At 73.4% G+C, this 19,973-nt stretch carries 16 protein-coding genes; 2 read left to right on the top strand and 14 right to left on the bottom strand.

The window, feature by feature from the left end; genetic code table 11:
* Nucleotides 1–41 precede the first annotated feature (41 nt).
* From ACFVGO_RS06205 to ACFVGO_RS06145, 13 genes are all read right to left on the bottom strand, one after another.
* Entirely contained in the window at nucleotides 42–3,083 is a 3,042-nt protein-coding gene (locus ACFVGO_RS06205; protein ID WP_359901547.1) for an AAA family ATPase, read from the bottom strand.
* A gap of 149 nt (nucleotides 3,084–3,232) precedes the next feature.
* On the bottom strand, nucleotides 3,233–3,391 hold the full coding sequence (locus ACFVGO_RS06200) for a hypothetical protein (RefSeq protein WP_158077676.1): 159 nt from the start codon (nucleotides 3,389–3,391) through the stop codon (nucleotides 3,233–3,235).
* 238 nt (nucleotides 3,392–3,629) lie between these two features.
* The gene (gene gatB / locus ACFVGO_RS06195; RefSeq protein WP_359901544.1) at nucleotides 3,630–5,135 is read right to left on the bottom strand and encodes an Asp-tRNA(Asn)/Glu-tRNA(Gln) amidotransferase subunit GatB; all 1,506 of its coding nucleotides are present in this window, start codon (nucleotides 5,133–5,135) and stop codon (nucleotides 3,630–3,632) included.
* A gap of 78 nt (nucleotides 5,136–5,213) precedes the next feature.
* Complete coding sequence (locus tag ACFVGO_RS06190) at nucleotides 5,214–5,471, bottom strand: hypothetical protein (RefSeq protein ID WP_359901541.1); 258 nt, start codon at nucleotides 5,469–5,471, stop codon at nucleotides 5,214–5,216.
* The gene (gene gatA, locus ACFVGO_RS06185) at nucleotides 5,468–6,961 is read right to left on the bottom strand and encodes an Asp-tRNA(Asn)/Glu-tRNA(Gln) amidotransferase subunit GatA (RefSeq protein ID WP_359901538.1); all 1,494 of its coding nucleotides are present in this window, start codon (nucleotides 6,959–6,961) and stop codon (nucleotides 5,468–5,470) included. Before gatA ends, ACFVGO_RS06190 begins: the two co-directional genes overlap by 4 nt.
* Before the next feature lie 5 nt (nucleotides 6,962–6,966).
* Nucleotides 6,967–7,263 (bottom strand): Asp-tRNA(Asn)/Glu-tRNA(Gln) amidotransferase subunit GatC, encoded by a 297-nt coding sequence (gene gatC / locus ACFVGO_RS06180; RefSeq protein WP_030057414.1) that lies wholly within the window; start codon nucleotides 7,261–7,263, stop codon nucleotides 6,967–6,969.
* 206 nt (nucleotides 7,264–7,469) lie between these two features.
* Nucleotides 7,470–9,266 (bottom strand): bifunctional diguanylate cyclase/phosphodiesterase, encoded by a 1,797-nt coding sequence (locus ACFVGO_RS06175; protein ID WP_359901535.1) that lies wholly within the window; start codon nucleotides 9,264–9,266, stop codon nucleotides 7,470–7,472.
* A gap of 322 nt (nucleotides 9,267–9,588) precedes the next feature.
* Nucleotides 9,589–11,877 carry an NAD-dependent DNA ligase LigA gene (ligA, locus tag ACFVGO_RS06170; RefSeq protein WP_359901532.1) on the bottom strand — a complete coding sequence of 763 codons (2,289 nt, stop codon included), beginning with the start codon at nucleotides 11,875–11,877 and terminating at the stop codon, nucleotides 9,589–9,591.
* Between the two features lie 19 nt (nucleotides 11,878–11,896).
* Nucleotides 11,897–12,907, bottom strand: coding sequence for a methionine synthase (locus ACFVGO_RS06165; RefSeq protein WP_380630946.1), 1,011 nt, complete (start codon nucleotides 12,905–12,907; stop codon nucleotides 11,897–11,899).
* 137 nt (nucleotides 12,908–13,044) lie between these two features.
* Entirely contained in the window at nucleotides 13,045–13,734 is a 690-nt protein-coding gene (locus ACFVGO_RS06160; RefSeq protein WP_359901526.1) for an SDR family oxidoreductase, read from the bottom strand.
* A 13-nt stretch (nucleotides 13,735–13,747) separates the two neighbouring features.
* Entirely contained in the window at nucleotides 13,748–14,272 is a 525-nt protein-coding gene (locus ACFVGO_RS06155; protein WP_359901523.1) for a TIGR00730 family Rossman fold protein, read from the bottom strand.
* An 84-nt stretch (nucleotides 14,273–14,356) separates the two neighbouring features.
* Entirely contained in the window at nucleotides 14,357–15,514 is a 1,158-nt protein-coding gene (gene mnmA / locus ACFVGO_RS06150; protein ID WP_380630945.1) for a tRNA 2-thiouridine(34) synthase MnmA, read from the bottom strand.
* 47 nt (nucleotides 15,515–15,561) lie between these two features.
* Nucleotides 15,562–16,743 (bottom strand): cysteine desulfurase family protein, encoded by a 1,182-nt coding sequence (locus tag ACFVGO_RS06145; RefSeq protein ID WP_359901517.1) that lies wholly within the window; start codon nucleotides 16,741–16,743, stop codon nucleotides 15,562–15,564.
* Between the two features lie 242 nt (nucleotides 16,744–16,985).
* Between ACFVGO_RS06145 and ACFVGO_RS06140 the strand changes: the two genes are divergently transcribed.
* Nucleotides 16,986–17,753, top strand: a complete 768-nt coding sequence (locus ACFVGO_RS06140) for an IclR family transcriptional regulator (protein ID WP_380630944.1) — start codon at nucleotides 16,986–16,988, stop codon at nucleotides 17,751–17,753.
* On the opposite strand, the gene ACFVGO_RS06135 is transcribed toward ACFVGO_RS06140, so the two are convergent.
* A complete protein-coding gene (locus ACFVGO_RS06135; protein ID WP_359901512.1) occupies nucleotides 17,659–18,318 on the bottom strand; it encodes a trimeric intracellular cation channel family protein in 660 nt (219 codons plus the stop codon). The genes ACFVGO_RS06140 and ACFVGO_RS06135 overlap by 95 nt on opposite strands.
* Before the next feature lie 129 nt (nucleotides 18,319–18,447).
* Here ACFVGO_RS06135 and ACFVGO_RS06130 point away from each other — a divergent pair, with 129 nt between their 5' ends.
* Nucleotides 18,448–19,839 carry an acyltransferase family protein gene (locus ACFVGO_RS06130; protein WP_380630943.1) on the top strand — a complete coding sequence of 464 codons (1,392 nt, stop codon included), beginning with the start codon at nucleotides 18,448–18,450 and terminating at the stop codon, nucleotides 19,837–19,839.
* Nucleotides 19,840–19,973 lie beyond the last annotated feature (134 nt).

Genomic DNA, 19,973 nt, shown 5'->3' with positions numbered 1-19,973 from the left:
CCCCGGCGCAACCCCTCCCTGCTCCCGCCGTGGGGCCCTGCTCAGCGGCCCGAGGAGGCCAGGTCGTCCGGGAACAGCCGCAGCCGGTGCGCCAGTGCGGCCGCCTCGCCCCGGCCGCCGACCGCGAGCTTGCCGAGGATGTTGGAGACGTGCACGCTCGCGGTCTTCGGAGAGATGTACAGCTCCTCGGCGATCTGCCGGTTGGTCCAGCCGCGCGCGAGCAGGCGGAGCACGTCCCGCTCACGGGGGGTGAGGTTGAAGGAGTCCCCGGCGGCCTGGGCCGGCACCGCGGCCGACCGCTCGGCCGGGGCGAGGCTCAGCCCGGCCCGCTCGGCCAGCGCGGCGATCTGCCCGCCGAGCAGCCGGTCGTCCCGGACTGCCGCCAGTTCGGCCGCCTCGCGCAGCAGTTCGGCGCCGGCCTCGCGCCGGCCGGCCTGCACCTCGGCCTCGCCGGCCCGCAGCAGGGCCTGTGCCAGCGGGTACGGCAGGCCGGTCGGCCGCAGCGCCTCGACCGCGGCGGCCCAGACCTCCGGAGTGTCCGCGCCCTCGGCGCGGGCCAGTTCGGCCTCCAGCAGCCGGGCCCAGCCGTGGTGCAGCGGGGCCCGGGGACGCAGCTCGGCGGCGGCCGCCGCGATCGCGGCCAGCGCCCCCGGCCGGCCCGCCCCGGCCTGCGGCAGGCCCCGGCTGTCCGCCTCCACCGTCGCGGCCTCGGCCAGCAGCGGGTAGACGTCGGACTCGTGACCGAGCCGGCCGTCCTCCTCCAGCACGGCGAGCGCTTCGGCCCGGGCCTCCAGCGGCCGGCCGCCGAGCGCCGCGAGCCGCACCGCCAGCCGGCTGATCGGCACGCTGTGCTGGACCTGGCCGACCCGGTTGGCCGCCCGGGCCTGCGCCAGCATGGTCCCCGCGGTGGCCAGGTCCCCCTTGAGCAGGGCGAGTTCGCCGCGCATCCGGTCCAGGAACTCGGCGTGGGTGCCGGTCGGGCTGGCCGCCTCGTAGCCGGCCAGCACCTCGGCGGCCTCCCGGACCCGCCCGAGGTCGGTCAGCGCCTCGACCAGGTTGCCGGTCAGGATGGCGCCGATGTTGCGCAGCAGGCCGTTGCCGTCCGCGAACTCCAGGCCCTCCCGGGCCAGTCGGACCGCGTCCTCGGGGTGTCCCAGTCCGCGCTGCATGCTGGCCAGGTTGTTGATGCCGCGCAGCAGCAGGTCGGGCACGCCCAGCCGGCGGGCCCGTTCGACCGCCCCGGCGAGCTCGGCGAGCCCGCCCTCGGCGTCGCCCTGCACGTCGTAGCGCAGGCCGCCGAGGGTCATCCGGGCGTGCACCTCGACCGAGTGGGCGCCCACCTCCTCGGCGATCCGGATCGCCCGCTCGGCCAGCTCGATCGCCTCCGCGGTCGGCTTCTTGAGCATCGCCGTCCCGGCGCCGAGCGCGAGCACCTCGGCCTGCACCGCGGTCGGCGGCAGGTGCTCCACCAGCCGCAGCGCGTTCGCGATCTCCTCCTCGTCGCCGGAGCGGCGCAGGCTGCCCAGCATCCGGGCCCGGTTGATCCGGAACCAGGCCGCGCGCACCGGGTGCTCCGCCTCGTCGACCAGCCGCAGCCCGCGCTTGGCCAGGCTCAGGCCGCGCTCCCGGTCGCCGCAGCGCCGGGCCGCGACCACCGCCTCGGCCAGCACGTCGACCAGCTGGATCCGGTCGCAGTCCTCGTCCGCGGCGCTGTGGTCGCAGGAGCCCGGCGGGTAGGTCTCGGCCCAGTCGTACGGGCGCAGGGTGTGCGCCAGCACCTCCTCGGAGACCAGGTCCCACAGCTCCAGGGCCCGTTCCAGCATCCCGAGCTGCTCGGCGAAGGCGTTGCGGCGGCGGGCCGCGCGGGCGGCGTCCAGGGCCGTCGGCAGGGCGCGGGCCGGATCGTGCGCGTGGTACCAGTAGTTGGCCAGCCGGGCGGCCAGCGCGTCGCCCGGGACGAGCTGCGGCTGGGCCTCCACGACGAGCGCGAACTTGCGGTTGATCCGGTGCCGTTCGCCGGGCAGCAGGTCGTCCGAGACCGCCTCGCGGACCAGCGCGTGGCGGAACCGGTAGCCCTCGCCCTCGCTGTCCGGGCGCAGGATGTTGGCGCCGACGGCCGCCCGCAGCGCCTCGATCAGCGCCTCCTCGTCGTCGTCCAGGACGGCGGCCAGCAGGGCGTGTTCGACGTGCGAGCCGCCCTCGGCGGCGATCCGCACCACCCGCTGGGCCTCCTCGTCCAGGCCCTCGACCCGCACCAGCAGGATGTCCCGCAGCGAGTCGGTCAGCCCGGCTCCGCAGCCGTCCTCGAAGGCGGTGGCCAGCTCCTCGACGAAGAACGGGTTCCCCTCCGAGCGGCGGTGGATGCGGTCCACCAGCTGGCGGTCGGGGACGGTGGTGCCGAGGATGCCGGCCAGCTGGGCGGCCACCTCGCGCCGGTCGAACCGCGCCAGCTCCAGCCGCTGGACGGTGCGCAGCCGTTCGAGCTCGGCGAGGAAGGGGCGCAGCGGGTGCCGGCGGTGCAGGTCGTCGGTGCGGTAGGTGGCGACCAGCAGCACCCGGGACCGGTGCAGGGTGCGCACCAGGAAGGCGAGCAGCTCGCGGGTGGAGCGGTCGGACCAGTGCAGGTCCTCGACGGCGAGGACGAGGGTACGCTCCGCGCCGAGCCGCTCGAACAGCCTCGCGGTGTGCTCGAACAGCCGGGCCCGGCTGTACTCGTCGTTGGGTTCGCCGTCCACCTCGCCGAACTCGGAGAGCAGCAGGGCGAGGTGGCTCTCGCTGCCGGCCGCGGCGGCCTCCAGTTCGGGGCCCAGCGAGCGGTGCAGCCGGCGCAGCGCGGCGGCCAGCGGCGCGTACGGCAGGCCCTCGGCGCCGACCTCCAGACAACTGCCGAGCGAGGTGACCGCCCCGCGGGCGGCCGCCCGCTCCAGGAACTCCTCCAGCAGCCGGGTCTTGCCGACCCCCGCCTCCCCGCCGATCAGGATGGCCTGCGGGCTGCCGGTGCCGGCGCGGCGCAGCGCGTCGGTCAGCTCGGTGATCTCGCTGCCGCGGCCGACGAAGACGGGGCTGACCGATGTCTGCTGCATGGAGGCGAGCATGCCATAGCCGGTGGGGCCCGGCCGAGGGGTTATCTCCCCTGGCGAACGGGTCGAAGGACCCGAATGCCCGGAGGGGGAGACGCTGGTGAGCGTCTCCCCCTCCGGAGCTCCTTCGGCACCGCCGTGGTGCCGCGCCGTCAGCATTCGGGCCGACGCACGGGGCGCCGCTGGAAGCGGGCGGCCACCGGACGCTGCCGCAGTCGGCGGGCCTCCTTGGCCTCGCGCACCAGGCGCTCGTGCTCGGCGCGGGCCACGAGCTCGTGGGCCTGTTGCTGGAAGGTCTGGTACTCGATCATTTCCGGTTCCCCCTCGGGTTTTCCACTCCGTCTTGCTGACAGGTAAGAGCTTCCTCCGCCAGTGGGGGGTGCCGCATCGGGAGCGTGCCGCATCTTCCGGGCCCCGGATGCCTTAGATCGGTCTCCAAAAATGGTTTAAGGCCCCGCCTCACCCAGATACATAGGTGAGACGGGGCCTTAGGCCTTACTTAGAGGGCCTTAGATGCCTTAGATACCTTAGGAAGGCAGGGTCGACAGCCTAGGCCGCACCCAGCTTCTCCAAGATCAGGTCCTTCACGCGGGCGGCGTCGGCCTGGCCGCGGGTGGCCTTCATGACCGCGCCGACCAGCGCGCCCACGGCCTGGACCTTGCCGTCGCGGATCTTGGCGGCGATCGCCTCGTTCTCGGCGATGGCCTGGTCGACCGCGGCACCCAGCGCGGAGTCGTCCGAGACCACGGCCAGGCCGCGCTTCTCGACGATCCCGTCCGGCTCGCCCTCGCCGGCCAGCACGCCCTCGATGACCTGGCGGGCCAGCTTGTCGTTGAGCTTGCCCTCGGCGACCAGCGCGGCGACCCGGGCGACCTGCGCCGGGGTGATCGGCTGCTCGCTCAGCTCGGTGCCGGTCTCGTTGGCGCGACGGGCCAGCTCGCCCATCCACCACTTGCGGGCCTGGTCGGCCGGGGCACCGGCCGCGATGGTCTCCTGGATCGGCCCCACCGCACCGGCGTTGAGCACCGACTGCATGTCCTTGTCGGACAGGCCCCACTCCGCCTGCAGCCGGGCACGGCGCACCCGCGGCAGCTCGGGCAGAGCGGCGCGCAGCTCCTCGACCCACTCGCGGGTGGGGGCCACCGGCACCAGGTCCGGCTCGGGGAAGTAGCGGTAGTCCTCGGCGTTGTCCTTGATCCGGCCCGAGGTGGTGGAGCCGTCCTCCTCGTGGAAGTGGCGGGTCTCCTGGACGATGGTGCCGCCGTCGGTCAGCACCGTGGCGTGCCGCCGGACCTCGAACCGGGCCGCCCGCTCCACGCTGCGCAGCGAGTTGACGTTCTTGGTCTCCGAGCGGGTGCCGAAGGTCTCGGTGCCGTTCGGGCGCAGCGACAGGTTGACGTCGCAGCGCATCTGGCCCTTGTCCATCCGGGCCTCGGAGACACCGAGCGAACGGATCACCTCGCGCAGCTCGGCGACGTACGCCTTGGCGACCTCGGGGGCGCGCTCGCCGGCGCCGACGATCGGCTTGGTGACGATCTCGATCAGCGGGATGCCGGCCCGGTTGTAGTCGAGCAGCGAGTGGGTGGCGCCGTGGATGCGACCGGTGGCCCCGCCGACGTGGCTGGACTTGCCGGTGTCCTCCTCCATGTGGGCGCGCTCGATCTCCACCCGGAAGGTCGAGCCGTCCTCCAGCTGCACGTCGAGGTAGCCGTTGAAGGCGATCGGCTCGTCGTACTGCGAGGTCTGGAAGTTCTTGGGCATGTCCGGGTAGAAGTAGTTCTTCCGCGCGAACCGGCACCACTCGGCGATCTCGCAGTTCAGCGCCAGGCCGATCTTGACGGCCGACTCCACGCCGACCGCGTTGACCACCGGCAGCGAACCCGGCAGGCCCAGGCAGGTCGGGCAGGTCTGGCTGTTCGGCTCGGCACCCAGCTCGGTCGAGCAACCGCAGAACATCTTGGTCTTGGTGCCCAGCTCGACGTGGACCTCAAGGCCCATCACCGGGTCGTACGACGCGAGAGCGTCCTCGTAGGAGACCAGGTTCATGACGCTCACAGCGTCCCTTCTCACTTGAAGCTTGGGAGGTACGGGCCCGGCCACCGCGTCGCGCGGGGCCGGGCCAGGGCACTTGACTCAGCCCAGCAGCACGTCGTCGGAGCCCAGCCGGCGCAGCTCGCGCACCAGCAGGGCGGTGCCGGTGACCAGCGCGGCGGCGCCGACCAGGGCGTTGACCAGCTTGAGGGTGTCGCTCTCCTCGCGGGCCTTGCGGACGTCCTTGGCCACGGAGATCGCGCCGAACGCGCTGGTGCCGATGGACAGCCACAGACCGGGCTTGGAGTGCTTGAAGCCCTTCAGCGAGCCGGAGCCCTTGGTCTTCTCGATCTTGCTCACAGTGCCGGTGCCTCCTCCAGCAGGGTGTGCCCCCACTTGTCGTTGAGTGCGGCCTCGACGGCGCCGCCCACGCGGTACAGGCGGTCGTCCGCCATCGCGGGTGCGATGATCTGGAGGCCGACCGGGAGATTGTCCTCCGGGGCCAGGCCGACCGGCAGCGACATGGCCGCGTTGCCCGCCAGGTTCGACGGAATCGTGCACAGGTCGGCCAGGTACATCGCCATCGGGTCGTCGGCGCGCTCGCCGATCGGGAAGGCGGTGGTCGGCGTGGTCGGCGAGACCAGGACGTCCACGCCCGCGAAGGCCGCGTCGAAGTCGCGCGAGATGAGCGTGCGGACCTTCTGGGCCGAGCCGTAGTAGGCGTCGTAGTAGCCCGAGGACAGCGCGTAGGTGCCCAGGATGATGCGGCGCTTGACCTCGTCGCCGAAGCCGGCCTCGCGGGTCAGCGCGGTGACCTCCTCGGCCGAGCGCGAGCCGTCGTCGCCGACCCGCAGGCCGTAGCGCATCGCGTCGAAGCGGGCCAGGTTGGAGGAGCACTCCGACGGCGCGATCAGGTAGTACGCCGGCAGCGCCAGGGTGAAGGACGGGCAGGAGACCTCGACGACCTCGGCGCCCAGCTCGCGCAGCAGCTCCACCGACTCGTTGAAGCGCTGCATCACGCCGGCCTGGTAGCCCTCGCCGGCGAACTCCTTGACGACGCCGATCCGCATGCCGCGGATGTCGCGCATCCGCGCGGCCTCGACCACGGCCGGCACCGGCGCGTCGATCGAGGTGGAGTCCAGCGGGTCGTGCCCGGCGATGGCCTCGTGCAGCAGGGCCGCGTCCAGCACGGTGCGGGCGCACGGGCCGCCCTGGTCCAGGCTGCTGGAGAACGCGACCAGGCCGTAGCGGGACACCGAGCCGTAGGTCGGCTTGACGCCGACGGTGCCGGTGACGGCGCCGGGCTGGCGGATCGAGCCGCCGGTGTCGGTGCCGATCGCCAGCGGGGCCTCGAAGGCGGCCAGCGCGGCGGCCGAACCGCCGCCGGAGCCGCCGGGGATGCGGGAGAGGTCCCACGGGTTGCCGGTCACGCCGTACGCGGAGTTCTCGGTGGAGGAGCCCATCGCGAACTCGTCCATGTTGGTCTTGCCGAGGATGACCACGCCGGCGTCCTTGAGACGGCTGGTCAGCGTGGCGTCGTACGGCGGGATCCAGCCTTCGAGCATCTTCGAGCCACAGGTGGTCGGGATGCCCTTGGTGGTGAAGACGTCCTTGAGCGCGAGCGGGACGCCGGCCAGCGGGCCCAGCTCCTCGCCCTTGGCGCGCTTCTCGTCGACGGCCCTGGCCGCGGCCAGCGCGCCCTCGGTGTCGACGTGCAGGAAGGCGTTGACCTTCTTGTCGACGGCGTCGATGCGGTCAAGGTGGGCCTGCGCGACCTCGACGGCGGACACCTCGCCCTTGGCGATGGCGCCCGCGGTCTCGGCGGCGGTGAAGCGAATCAGCTCGGTCATCTCGGTCAGTCCTCCCCGAGGATCTGCGGCACACGGAAACGCTGCTCCTCGGCGGCGGGGGCGCCGGACAGCGCCTGCTCCGGGGTGAGCGACGGCCGGACCTCGTCCGCACGCATGACGTTGGTCAGCGGCAGCGGGTGGGAGGTCGGCGGGACGTCCTGTCCGGCGACCTCGGAAACGCGGGCGACCGCGCCGATGATCACGTCGAGCTGCTCGGCGAAGTGGTCCAGCTCTTCGGGCTTCAGCTCAAGACGCGACAGCCGGGCGAGGTGGGCGACCTCCTCGCGCGTGATGCCAGGCATGCAGCGATCCTCAGGGTGAGTTCTGGTGAGACCCGGCTGTGCCTTGCGGGCGGTGCCGGGCCCGGGCAGGAGCAGCCGGTTCCGGCGCTCCGTCCTCGTGGTCTTTGGACCCCATCCTATGGGGCCCGTCCCCCGCCCCGGCCAACGAGTGAGCCGCGGCGCCCGTCACCGGCCCTCCCCGGGGCCGGACCGCGACCTCCGGCGGGCTACTGCGGCCGGGTGCGGGCCCAGCCCTGCGGTTTGATCTCCCGGTGCGCGGCCTGCACCACCTGGGCCACCGGCGGCAGCGTGGGCGGGATGACCGGCGGCCGGACCGGCGGGAGTGTCGGCGGCAGCACCGGGGGCCTGGCCGGCGGGGCGATCGGCTTGGCGTTCGGGACCGACGGGAAGCCCGCGGGCAGCTGGGGCGGCAGGCCGAGCCGCTCCACCGGCGGGGCGCCGGTGCGGTGCACCCGCAGCCAGGCGGTGGCCTGCTCGGCCGGCAGCGCGGCCGACACCAGCCAGCCCTGGACGGCGTCCACGCCCATGCAGTGCAGCCGCTCCCAGGTCTCGTCGTCCTCGACGCCCTCGGCGACCACGGTCAGGCCCAGCGAGTGGGCGAGCTCCACCGAGCAGCGGACCACCGCCGCGTCGTGGTCGTCGGCGACCATCCGGGAGACGAAGGAGCGGTCGATCTTGAGCTCGCCGACCGGCAGGCTGCGCAGCCGCACCAGCGAGGAGTGCCCGGTGCCGAAGTCGTCCAGGGACATCCCGACGCCGTAGCCGCGCAGCTCGGCCAGGGTGTCGGCGGCCCGCCGGGAGTCGTCCAGCAGCAGCCGCTCGGTGATCTCCAGCTGGAGCGCGTGGGCCGGCACCTGGTGGCGCACGAGGTGGCCGGCGACCCGCTGGGCGAAGCCGGGGTTGAGCACGTCGCGCGGCGAGACGTTGACCGCGACCTGCACCTGGAGGCCCTGGTCGCGCCAGTACGCGAGCTGGCCGACGGCCGCCTCCAGCACGTAGTCGGTGAGCCGGGGCATCAGGCCGCTGGACTCGGCGAGCCCGACGAACTCGTCCGGCGGGACCTTCCCCTGGCCGGGGCGCTCCCAGCGCAGCAGCGCCTCCAGGCCGACCACCCGGCCGTCGAAGGCCACCTTCGGCTGGTAGTGCAGCTGCACCTCGCCGGTCTCCAGTGCCCGGCGCAGGTCCCCCAACAGCCCGATCCGGTACGGCGTGTCGGCGTCCTGGGTCTCGTCGTACTGGGCGACGCCGCAGTGTCCGCGCTGGGCGTGGCCCATCGCGACGTCGGCCCGGCGCAGCAGGGCCTCGGCGTCCTGGGCGTGCTGCGGGTAGACGCAGACGCCGCCGCTGGCCTCCAGGACGAGCAGCAGCCCGTCCAGCCGGATCGGGGCGGCCAGTTCGGCGATCAGCGCCTTGGCGACCCGCTCCAGGCTGTCCGGGCAGTTGATGCCGGGCAGCAGGACTGCGAACTCGTCGCCGCCCATCCGGGCCACCATCGGGCGGCCGCGTCGGTAGTGCCGGGGCAGGCCGGCGAAGACGTCGTCGATGGACTCCCGGGTGGCGCTGCCGGCCGGTCCGCCGGAGCGCAGGGCCCGGTGCAGCCGGCGGGCGATGTGAACCAGCAGCCGGTCACCGGCCGTATGACCCAGTGTGTCGTTGAGTGATCGGAAGCGATCGAGATCGAGCAGGATGAGACCGACGCTGTAGCCCTGACCACACTCCGCGATCGCCTCCTGGGCGGCCAACAGCAGGGCCTGACGGTTGGGCAGATCCGTCAGCGGGTCGGTCAGTTGGTCGCGGGCGCGGTCCCGGGCGATCCGCCAGGCCGCCACCAGCACCGCCAGGGGCACGGCGAACAGCGGCAGCAACTCGGGTTCGTACCGGTAGACCAGGACGGCCAGCGGGATGAGCGGCGCGGCTCCGGCCAGCAGCACGCCGAGCAGCAGGACCGCACCCGCCACCCCCTGCGGCGGGCGTGTGGGCGCACCGCCGGTCGTACGATCCATAAGCCCTGTCCTCCGTCGGGCCCGCCCCGTCGGGCCGCCTTACGGTGAGGCACCGTGCCGGTACCGACAGCTGCCGGGCGTGGAGCGACCCCGCGGAACACCGGCCCAGCCGGTGCCCCCACCCCTGCTGACACTCTGTTGCGCTCCAGGGTATGCCGGGGTCCACCCGGTGGGCAGACTTTCGGACAACCGGAAACGCGCCACCGCTCCCGGGTGCCGCACAGTGACACAATGCCCGCTTTCACTGTGCGGCACCCGGTGACGTTGCATCAGGACGATAACAACACCGATCCGGTCACCGACCGCTCGGGTCCGCTCCGGGTCAGTCCTCGACGGGCTCCTTCTTCGCCTCCTCGGCCCCCTCCGGCTCCGGAAGCCCCAGGTGGGCACGGGCGGCGGACGGCCCGTCGGCGAGCAGGACGGCGAACCCGGCGTCGTCCAGGACCGGCAGGCCGAGCTGAACAGCCTTGTCGTACTTGGACCCAGGGTTGTCACCAGCGACCACAAAATCGGTCTTTTTCGAAACCGAACCGGTCACTTTCGCTCCGCGCGAGGTCAGCGCCTCCTTGGCACCGTCCCGGGTGTGGCCGGCCAGCGTGCCGGTCACCACCACGGTCAGGCCCTCCAGCGGGCGCTCCGCCTCCTCCTCGTCCGCGAACTCCTCGGTGAAGCGGACGCCGTCCGCCTCCCAGTTCCGGAGGATCTCCCGGTGCCACTCCTCCGCGTACCACTCCCGGATCGAGCGGGCGATGGTCGGGCCGACCCCCTCGACGGCCGCCAGCTGCTCCTCGCTCGCCTCGAAGATCTTCGTCAGATCGCGGAACTCCCGGGCCAGCGCCTGCGCGGCGACCGGACCGACGTGCCGGATCGACAGCCCGTTGACGAACCGCCACAGCGGCCGCCCCTTCGCCGCGTCCAGGTTGTCGATCAGGGCCTGGAGCGACTTCTTCGGCTCGCCCTTGGTGGTGGCGAAGAAGAAGACCTCCTTCTCCTTGCCCGTCCTGTCGTCCAGCTTCGGCATGCCGGTCTTCGGGTCCCGGACCAGCACCTTGATCGGCAGCAGCTTCTCCCGCGTCAGCCGGAAGATGTCGGCCTCGTTCCGCACCGGCGCCTCGGCCGGCTCCAGCGGCTGGGTCAGCGCGGTGGCCGCGACGTAGCCCAGCCCCTCCACGTCCAGGCACTGCCGCCCGCCGAGGAAGGCGATCCGCTCCCGGATCTGGGCCGGGCAGCGCTCCGCGTTCGGGCAGCGCAGGTCGATGTCGCCCTCGGCCATCGGCCGCAGCTCGCTGTCGCACTCCGGACAGTGCGAGGGCATCACGAAGGCCTGCTCGGTGCCGTCCCGCAGGTCGTAGACCGGGCCGAGGATCTCCGGGATGACGTCGCCGGCCTTGCGCAGCACGATCGTGTCGCCGAGCAGCACGTCCTTGGCCTTGACGACCTCCTGGTTGTGCAGCGTCGCGTACTGCACCATCGAGCCGGCCACCTTCACCGGCTCGGCCAGCACCGCGTACGGGGTGGCCCGGCCGGTGCGGCCGATGCCGACCTTGATCTCGGCCAGCTTCCCGGTGACCTCCTCCGGCGGGTACTTCCAGGCGATCGCCCAGCGCGGGGACTTGGAGGTGGCGCCGAGCCGGCCCTGCAGGGCGATCTCGTCCACCTTCACCACGACGCCGTCGATCTCGTGCTCGACCGAGTGCCGCTGCTCGCCGAAGTGCTCGATGAAGGCCCGCACCTCGGCGAGCGTCTTCACCACCTGGTTGTGACGGGCGGTGGGCAGGCCCCAGTCGTGCAGCAGCCGGTAGGCGTGCGACTGGTTGTCGATGTCGAAGCCCACCCGGGCGCCGATGCCGTGCACCACCATGTGCAGCGGGCGGGAGGCGGTGACGTGCGGGTCCTTCTGGCGCAGCGAACCGGCGGCGGCGTTGCGGGGGTTCATGAACAGCCGGATCAGCGCCCGGGGCCGCTTGCCCTCCTTGGCGCGCTCCTCGTTCTCCTGCCGGCGGCGCTCGTTCTCCTCCGCGAAGGAGGCGTTGAGCGCGTCGAACTCCTCGGTCGGGAAGTAGACCTCGCCGCGGATCTCCACCAGCTCCGGGATGTTCTCGCCCTTGAGCCGGTGCGGGATCTCCTTGATGGTGCGGACGTTGGGGGTGATGTCCTCGCCGACCCGGCCGTCGCCGCGCGTCGCCGCCTGCACCAACTGGCCGTTCTCGTAGGTGAGGTTGACGGCCAGGCCGTCCACCTTGAGCTCGCACAGGTAGTGGTAGTCGATGCCCTGCAGCTCGGTGGCGACCCGCTCGGCCCAGGCGGACAGCTCCTCGTCGTCCATCGCGTTGTCCAGGCTGAGCAGCCGCTCGCGGTGCTCGACCTCGGCGAACAGCCCGGTGGCCGCGCCGCCGACCTTCTGGGTCGGCGAGTCCGGGGTGACCAGGGCCGGGTGCTCGGCCTCGATCCCCTCCAGCTCCCGCATCAGGGCGTCGAACTCGGCGTCGCTGACGACCGGCGCGTCCTGCTCGTAGTACCGGGCCCGGTGGTCGGTGATCTCCTGCGCCAGCTCGGCGTGCCGCCCGCGCACCTCCGCCGGGACGTCCTCCCAGCCCTCGACAGCCGTCACCGCAAGCCCTCCTGCACTCTCATTCCGGGTTGTCCACCAGGCTCTGTGCCGCCCGCGCCGCGGACGACAGCGCCCTGCGCGCGTACGCCGGGGACGCCCCGGCCAGCCCGCAGGTCGGTGTCACCAGCACGCGGCGGCCCAGCAGCTCCGGGGCGAACCCGAGCCTGCGCCACAAGGTCCTGACACCCTGGACACTACCGGCAGGGTCGGACACCGCCTGGTCAGTGGCGGGGACGACACCGGCGAGGATCGTCGTGCCGCCCTCCACGGCCTCGCCGAGGTCGTCGTCCTGGCGCTCGGTGAGGAGCGAGAAGTCGAGGGAGATCCCGGCCACCCCGGCGCGGCGCAGCAGCGGGACCGGGACGTCCGGCGCGCAGCTGTGCACCACCACGGGCGCGTCGAGGTTCCGGATCACCTCGCGCAGCACCTCCTCGGCGACCTGCCGGTCGACGGCGCGCAGCCGCTGGAAGCCGCTGGCGGTCTTCACCGACCCGGCCAGGACGGCGGGCAGCGAGGGCTCGTCCAGCTGCAGCACGACCTCGGCGCCGGGCACCCGCCTGCGGACGTCCGCGAGGTGGCGGCGCAGGCCCTCGGTGAGCGAGCCGGCGATGTCGCGGCACGCGCCGGGGTCGGCGAGCGCCTTCTCGCCGTGCTTGAGCTCGATGTTCGCCGCCAGCGTCCAGGGGCCGACGGCCTGGACCTTGAGCGCCCCCTGGTGGCCCTGGGTGAACTCCTCCAGCGCGTCCAGGTCCTCGCCGAGCCAGGAGTGGGCGCGCCGGGTGTCCCGGCCCGGACGGTCGGTGAACCGCCAGCCGCTCGGCTCGGTCTGCGCGAACAGTTCGACCAGCAGGCCGGCGCCGCGCCCGATCATGTCGGCGCCCGGCCCGCGGGCGGGCAGCTCGGGCAGGAACGGCAGGTGCTCCAGTGCCCCGGTGGAGGTCTTGGCGGCCTCCCGGGCGTCGGTGCCGGGCAGCGAACCGAGGCCGGTGGCGGCGCCGCGCAGGTCGGGGAAGGTGTGTGGGGTGCTCACCCGCCCGAGCCTACTCAGCCGGACGGCCCCGGTGCCGGGCGCGGGGCTCGGTACCGGGGCCGTCGGGCACGCGGAGGCCGGGTCGGCATCCGGTGCGCGCACGGAAAGTCGGACCGGCCGACCTCCCGTGCGGCGCGCTACCGCCCGGGGCGGACGGTGATGTCGGTGATCTCCGCGTCCCGGGACGCGTCGAGGGCGGCGAGGATCGCCCTGGCGACGGACGCGGGCTCGATCCAGCGGCCGGCGTCGTACTCCTTGCCCTCCTGCTGGTGCACCTTCACCTGCATCGCGGTGGCGGTGCGGCCCGGGTAGACGGAGGTGACCCGGACGCCGTTGGCGTGCTCCTCGTGGCGCAGCGCGTCGGCGAGCGCCTTGAGGCCGTGCTTGCTGGCCGCGTACGCCGACCACTCGGCGTGGGCGTTGAGGCCCGCGCCGGAGTTCACGAAGAGCACATGGCCCTTGACCAGCCGGATCGACGGCAGCAGCAGGCGGGTCAGCTCGGCGGGGGCGATGAGGTTGACGTTCAGCGTCTCCTGCCAGGCCTTGGGGGTCAGGTCGCCGACCGGGCCGAGCTCGACCGTGCCCGCGACGTGCAGGAGGGAGTCCAGCTCGACCGGCAGCTGCTGGTGGCCGAAGGCCCAGGACAGCTTGCCCGGATCGCCCAGGTCCCCGACGAGGGTGCGGGCCCCGGGGAAGCGCTCGCGCAGTTCGGCGGCCCGACGGGCGTCGCGGGCCAGCAGCCAGAGCTCGTCCCCGCGCTCGGCGAGTCGCTCGGCGAGTACGGCGCCGATGCCGGAGCCGGCGCCAGTGATCAGATGTGCAGCCATGGTCGTGATCCAATCAGGCCTTGAGCTGGGCGAAAACCTCGGCGGGCGTGTCCGCGAAGGTGATCAGCTCGGCGAGCGGGCGCGGCAGGAAGCCCTCGGCGTCCATCCGCTCCATCTGGGTGCGCAGGCCCGTGTAGAAGCCCTCGGTGTCCAGGACCACCACCGGCTTGTCGAACATCCCGTGCTTCTTGAGCTCCAGCACCTCGGTGACCTCGTCCAGGGTGCCCAGCCCGCCCACCAGCACGACGATCGCGTCCGCCCGCGAGGCCAGCTCGGCCTTGCGCTCCGGCAGGTCGGCCGTCCACACCAGCTCGTCGGCGCCGACGTACGCCTTGTGCCGCAGCATCTCGACCATCACGCCGACGAGCCTGCCGCCCGCCGCCTTCACCTCGTCGGCGAGCAGCCCCATCAGCCCGGCGTTCGAGCCGCCCCACACCAGCGTGTGCCCGCCCTCCCCCAGGAGCCGGGCGAACTCCGCGGCGGGGGCGGAGTAGCGGTCGTCGAGCGAGTACGCGGAGCAGAAGACAGAGATATTCATAGTGCCGTCCGGTCTATCACGCCCCGCGGCAGGACTTCACCGGGGATTCCCCGCCGGGGATTCCCCGCCGGGCGCGGGGCGGGCTCAGGCGGTGACGGCCGGGCGCTCGGTGGTGACGGCCGGGCGCTCGGTGGTGGCGATGGTGGCGGAGCCGACGACACGGGTGCCGTCGTAGACGACCACGGCCTGGCCGGGGGCGATGCCCCGCACCGGGGTGTCCAGTTCCACCCGCAGCTCGCCGTCGACGACCGCGGCGCTCACCGGCACCTCCTCGCCGTGGGCGCGCAGCTGGGCGGTGTAGCGGCCGTCCGCGAGGGGCTCGGTGCCGCACCAGCGGGGGCGGATGGCGGTCAGCCCGGTCACGTCGAGGCCCTCGACCGGTCCGACCGTGACGGTGTTGTTCACCGGGGAGATGTCCAGCACGTAGCGCGGCTTGCCGTCGGCCGCCGGGCGGCCGATCCGCAGGCCCTTGCGCTGGCCGATGGTGAAGCCGTACGCGCCGTCGTGCTCGCCGAGCTTGGTGCCGTCGACGTCGAGGATGTCGCCGGTGGCGGTGCCGAGGTGCTGGGCCAGGAAGCCCTGGGTGTCGCCGTCGGCGATGAAGCAGATGTCGTGGCTGTCGGGCTTCTTGGCGACGGCCAGGCCGCGGCGCTCGGCCTCGGCCCGGATCTCCTCCTTGGTGGTGTCACCGAGCGGGAAGAGCGAGTGGGCGAGCTGGTCGGCGTCGAGCACGCCGAGGACGTAGGACTGGTCCTTGGCGCCGTCCACGGCCCGGTGCAGCTCGCGCGAGCCGTCCGGCAGGTCGACGATCCGGGCGTAGTGGCCGGTGCAGACGGCGTCGAAGCCGAGCGCGATCGCCTTGTCCAGCAGCGCCGCGAACTTGATCTTCTCGTTGCAGCGCAGGCACGGGTTGGGCGTGCGCCCTGCCGCGTACTCGGCGACGAAGTCGTCGATGACGTCCTCGCGGAAGCGCTCGGCGAGGTCCCAGACGTAGAAGGGGATGCCGATCACGTCGGCCGCCCGCCAGGCGTCCCGGGAGTCCTCGATGGTGCAGCAGCCGCGCGCGCCGGTCCGGAAGGACTGCGGGTTGGCGGAGAGCGCCAGGTGGACGCCGGTCACCTCGTGCCCCGCTTCGACGGCGCGGGCGGCGGCGACGGCGGAGTCGACTCCGCCGGACATCGCCGCGAGCACGCGCAGACGGCCGGTGGACGGAGTGGTCGGGGCACCCGGGAAGTCAGTCATGATGGCAACAAGGGTACGGGGTGGCCCGCCTGTTCCCGGAGCCGAGATCAGCGCCGCACGGACGCCAGCCCCGCGTTGCGCGCCCGCTCGACGACCGGCCCGATGGCCTTCCCCAGCGCCGTGACGTCCTCCGGCACCGAGGTGTGCCCGAGCGAGAACCGCAGTGAGGCGCGCGCCAGCAGCGGGTCGACGCCCATCGCGAGCAGCACGTGGCTGGGCTGCGGCACCCCGGCCGAGCAGGCGGAGCCCGTCGAGCACTCGATGCCCTGGGCGTCCAGCAGCATCAGCAGCGCGTCGCCCTCGCAGCCGGGGAAGGAGAAGTGCGCGTTGGCGGGCAGCCGGCCCTCGGCCGACGGGTCGCCGTTGAGGATCGCGTCCGGTACGGCGGCCAGCACCGACGCCACCAGTTCGTCCCGCAGCGCGCCGAGCGTGACCGCGTGCTCGGCCCGCCGCTCGACGGCGAGCGCCGCGGCGGCCGCGAAGCCGGCCGAGCCGGGGGCGTCGAGGGTGCCGGAGCGCACGTCGCGTTCCTGCCCGCCGCCGTGCAGCAGCGGTACGGGCGCGGCGCCCCGGGAGAGCAGCAGGGCGCCGATGCCGAACGGGCCGCCGATCTTGTGCCCGGTGACGGTGAGCGCGGTGAGGCCGGACTCGGCGAAGGAGACCGGGACCTGACCGAGCGCCTGCACGGCGTCGGCGTGCACCGGGATGCCGTACTCGGCCGCCACGGCGGTCAGTTCGCGCACCGGCTGGACGGTGCCGACCTCGTTGTTGGCCCACATCACGGTGACCAGCGCCACCGACGCCGGGTCGCGTTCGATCGCCGACCGCAGCGCCTCGGGGTGCACCCGGCCGTACCCGTCCACCGGCAGGTACTCGACCTCGGCGCCCTCGTGCTCGGAGAGCCAGTGCACCGCGTCCAGCACCGCGTGGTGCTCGACCGGGCTGCACAGCACCCGGGTGCGGGCCGGGTCGGCGTCCCGGCGGGCCCAGTACAGGCCCTTGACCGCCAGGTTGTCGGATTCGGTGCCGCCGCCGGTGAGCACGATCTCGCTGGGGCGGGCGCCCAGCGAATCGGCCAGCGATTCCCGGGACTCCTCGACCACCCGGCGGGCCCGGCGGCCGGCCGCGTGCAGGGCCGAGGCGTTGCCGACCACCCCCAGGTGCGCCGTCATCGCGGCGATCGCCTCGGGCAGCATCGGCGTGGTCGCCGCATGGTCCAGGTATGGCATAACCATCCGATTGTAGAGCGCGGCACCGCAGGGGGTTCCGGGCCGGGGCGGTTCCAGCCACGCACGGCCCGCACCGGCCGGCACCGGCCCGCACCGGCCCGGACGCACCGCGGACGAACCACGGGTGCGCCGCACCGCGGACGCACCACTTCCGGACGGCCGCGTCCGGCAGTGGTTTGTACCACTGAGCCACCCAGCGGTTAGCCTGACGCCATCAGTCAGCCGGATCCACGGGAAACGCCATGTCGCAGTCGGTCGACCGCGCGCTGACCCTGCTCGACGCACTCGGCGACGCGCCGCTCTCGCTGGAGCAGGCCGCCAGCAGCCTCGGGGTGCACAAGTCCACCGCCCTGCGGCTGCTGCGCACCCTGGAGGAGCACGGCTTCGCCCGCCGCCAGCCGGACCTGCGCTACCGGCTGGGCGGCCGGGTGCTCTCGCTGGCCCACCGCGCGCTGGAGGACTTCGACATCCGGCAGGTCGCCGCGCCGTACCTGGCCGCGCTCAACGCCCGCTGCGGCTACACCGTCCGGCTGGCCGTGCTGCACGACGGCGAGGTGCTCTACCTGGACGAGGTGGCCGGGTTGCCGGGCGCCGAGCCGTCCCGGATCGGGCGCCGGGCCCCGGTGGACGGGACGGCGGTCGGCCGGGTGCTGCTCGCCGGGCTGTCGGCGGACGGCGTCCCCGAGGAGCCCGAGCTGGCGGCGGTGCGCCGCCGGGGCTGGGCGGCCGAGTCCTGCGAGCACCGGGAGCCGGTGACCTGCGTGGCCGCGCCGGTCGCGGGCAGCGGCGGACGGACGGTCGCGGCCTGCGCGCTGAGCGCCCCGGCGAGCGAGGTGCCGCCCGGCGAACTGGCCCGGATGGTGCCGGAACTGCTCTGCACGGCCGAGGCGATCTCGCTCGCGTACGGCGGCTCGCCTACTCCTCGCTGGTGCGAGAACCGTTGCGGTGCCAGGCCCGCGGGGCACGCCAGCCGTACTTCAGCGCGAGCATCCGCAGCCCGAAGGCGGTGAGCGCGGCCGCGGTTCCGGTGATGCCGGTGAGGCGGTCCGCGCCGATCAGCAGCGCGACCAGGGTGGCGCCGACCAGGGCGGGGACGGCGTAGATCTCCCGGTCCCAGCGCAGCAGCGAGGGGATCTCCCCGGCCAGCACGTCGCGGATCACGCCGCCGCCGGCCGCGGTCACCATGCCGAGCGCGATCGCCGCGACCGCGCCGAGCCCGAAGTCGTGGGCCTTGGCGGTGCCGGTCACGCAGAACAGCCCGAGCCCGAGCGCGTCCAGGGTCTGCACGGCCCGGTTGATCCGCTCGACCTCCGGGTGCAGGAAGAACACCACCAGCGCGGCGCCCAGCGGGGTCACGAAGTAGCCGAGGTTGGTGAACGCGGCGACCGGGGTGGCGCCGATCACCAGGTCGCGCATCACGCCACCGCCGAGGGCGGTGACCTCGGCCAGCACACAGATCCCGAAGATGTCCATGTTCTTGCGGACGGCGAGCAGGCCCCCGGAGAGGGCGAAGACGAAGATGCCGACGAGGTCCAGCGACTGCTGCACGTCGGTCGGGAAGAGCTGGGATGTCACCGTCCATGTGTACCCGATTCGCGCGGGTGTTCCGGCGAACGTCCGTGCTCCGGATACGAACGCACCGCCGGAGCGGCGGCGAACCCCTTGCGCGCCGCGGGGCCGAACCGGTTCGGCTAGCCTCCGCCTGTGAAGCTCGCGAAGCCCGGGTCAGCCCCGAAGCCGCCGCCGGAGCCGTCGAAGTCGCCGAAGTCCTCGAAGTCCTCGAAGTCGCCGGGCTCCCCCGCCTCCGCCCGGCTCGGCTGGCTCGACGCGCTGCGCGGCATCGCCGCCCTCGCCGTCGCCATGCACCACTTCGGGCTGCTCGGCAAGATCCCGCACGCGGGCGGGGTGCCGCGCCACCTGGACCTCGGCTTCTTCGGCGTGATGCTGTTCTTCCTGGTCAGCGGGTACATCATCCCGGCCTCGCTGGAACGCCGGGGCGACGTCCGGGCGTTCTGGACGGGGCGGCTCTTCCGCATCTACCCCGCGGTGGCCGTCACGGTGGTGGCGAGTCTGCTGGTGCTGCCCCGCAGCGGCCAGATCGTCCAGAGCTTCCCCTTCGACCACCCGGTGCTGTCGCTCGCCGCCAACGGCCTGCTGCTCCAGGACCTGCTGGGGGTGCCCAGCACCATCGGGGTGATGTGGTCGCTCACCTACGAGATGGTCTTCTACTACTTCGTGTGCGCCCTGTTCGTGCGGGGGTGGCACCGGCACAGCGCGCCGATCGCGGTCGGCTTCGCGTCCGTCGCCCTGGTGCTCGGCACCTGGCTGCCGATCGGCGGGATCTCGGTGGACCTGGCGGCCACCGGGCGCCTGGTGGCGGCGGCCGGGATCGTGGTGCTGATGGCGGCGGCCTGCATCGCCACCGCCCGCCCGGACCTGACCCGTTGGGGCGCGCTGCTGCTCGGCGGCCTGGGCCTGGTCCTGATCACGGTGAACAGCCGGACCACCGGCTTCGAGACCATGCTGATCTTCGCGACCATGTTCGCCGGCACCGTGCTGTACCGGCTGGAGCACGGCCTGCTCGACCGGCTCCCGGCCCTGCTCTGCTGCGGCTTCGTGATCGTCACCGGCGTCACGGTCGGCTACCTGTACAACCGCGACACGGCGCTCTGGCACACCTGGACGCCCTCGTGGGAGTCCTTCTCGTCCGCCTACCTGGCCGCCTGGGCCCTGTTCGCGGCCGCCATGCTGCTGCGCCGCCGCCGCTTCCCGCGCTGGCTCGGCGGGCTCGGCACGATCAGCTTCTCGGTCTACCTGCTGCACGGCCCGCTGATGTACTTCCTCGGCTGGAAGCTGCGGAACCACCCGCCGATCGTCGGGCCGAAGGGGCAGGCCGCGCTCACCCTCGGCTACCTGGCGGCGGTCGTGGTGCTCTCCTGGCTGTCGTACCGGCTGGTCGAGATCCCGTTCCAGAACCTGGGCCGCAGGGCGGTCCGGGCGCTGGACCGCCGCTTCCCGGCCCCCGCCCCGACGCCGCTCGCCGCGGCCGCCCCGGGTCCGCGCGTGCCGGAGCCGGAGCCGGCTGCCGGCGTCTGAGGCGCGGACCGCCAGGAGGCCGCCCGTCCCCCGAAACCCAGGGGGAGGCGGCCTCCTGCGTACCTGCGAAGGCCCCCAGGCTTGGGGTCGGCCAACACCCCCTCCCAAACGCTCCCCCCGGAAGGGGCGGGACC

Origin of the sequence: Kitasatospora sp. NPDC057738, from assembly GCF_042798815.1 — a bacterium.
Taxonomy (GTDB): Bacteria; Actinomycetota; Actinomycetes; order Streptomycetales; family Streptomycetaceae; genus Kitasatospora; species Kitasatospora lactacystinica.
Note: the sequence above shows the minus strand (reverse complement) of the source record. Positions and strands in the feature narration are given on the sequence as shown.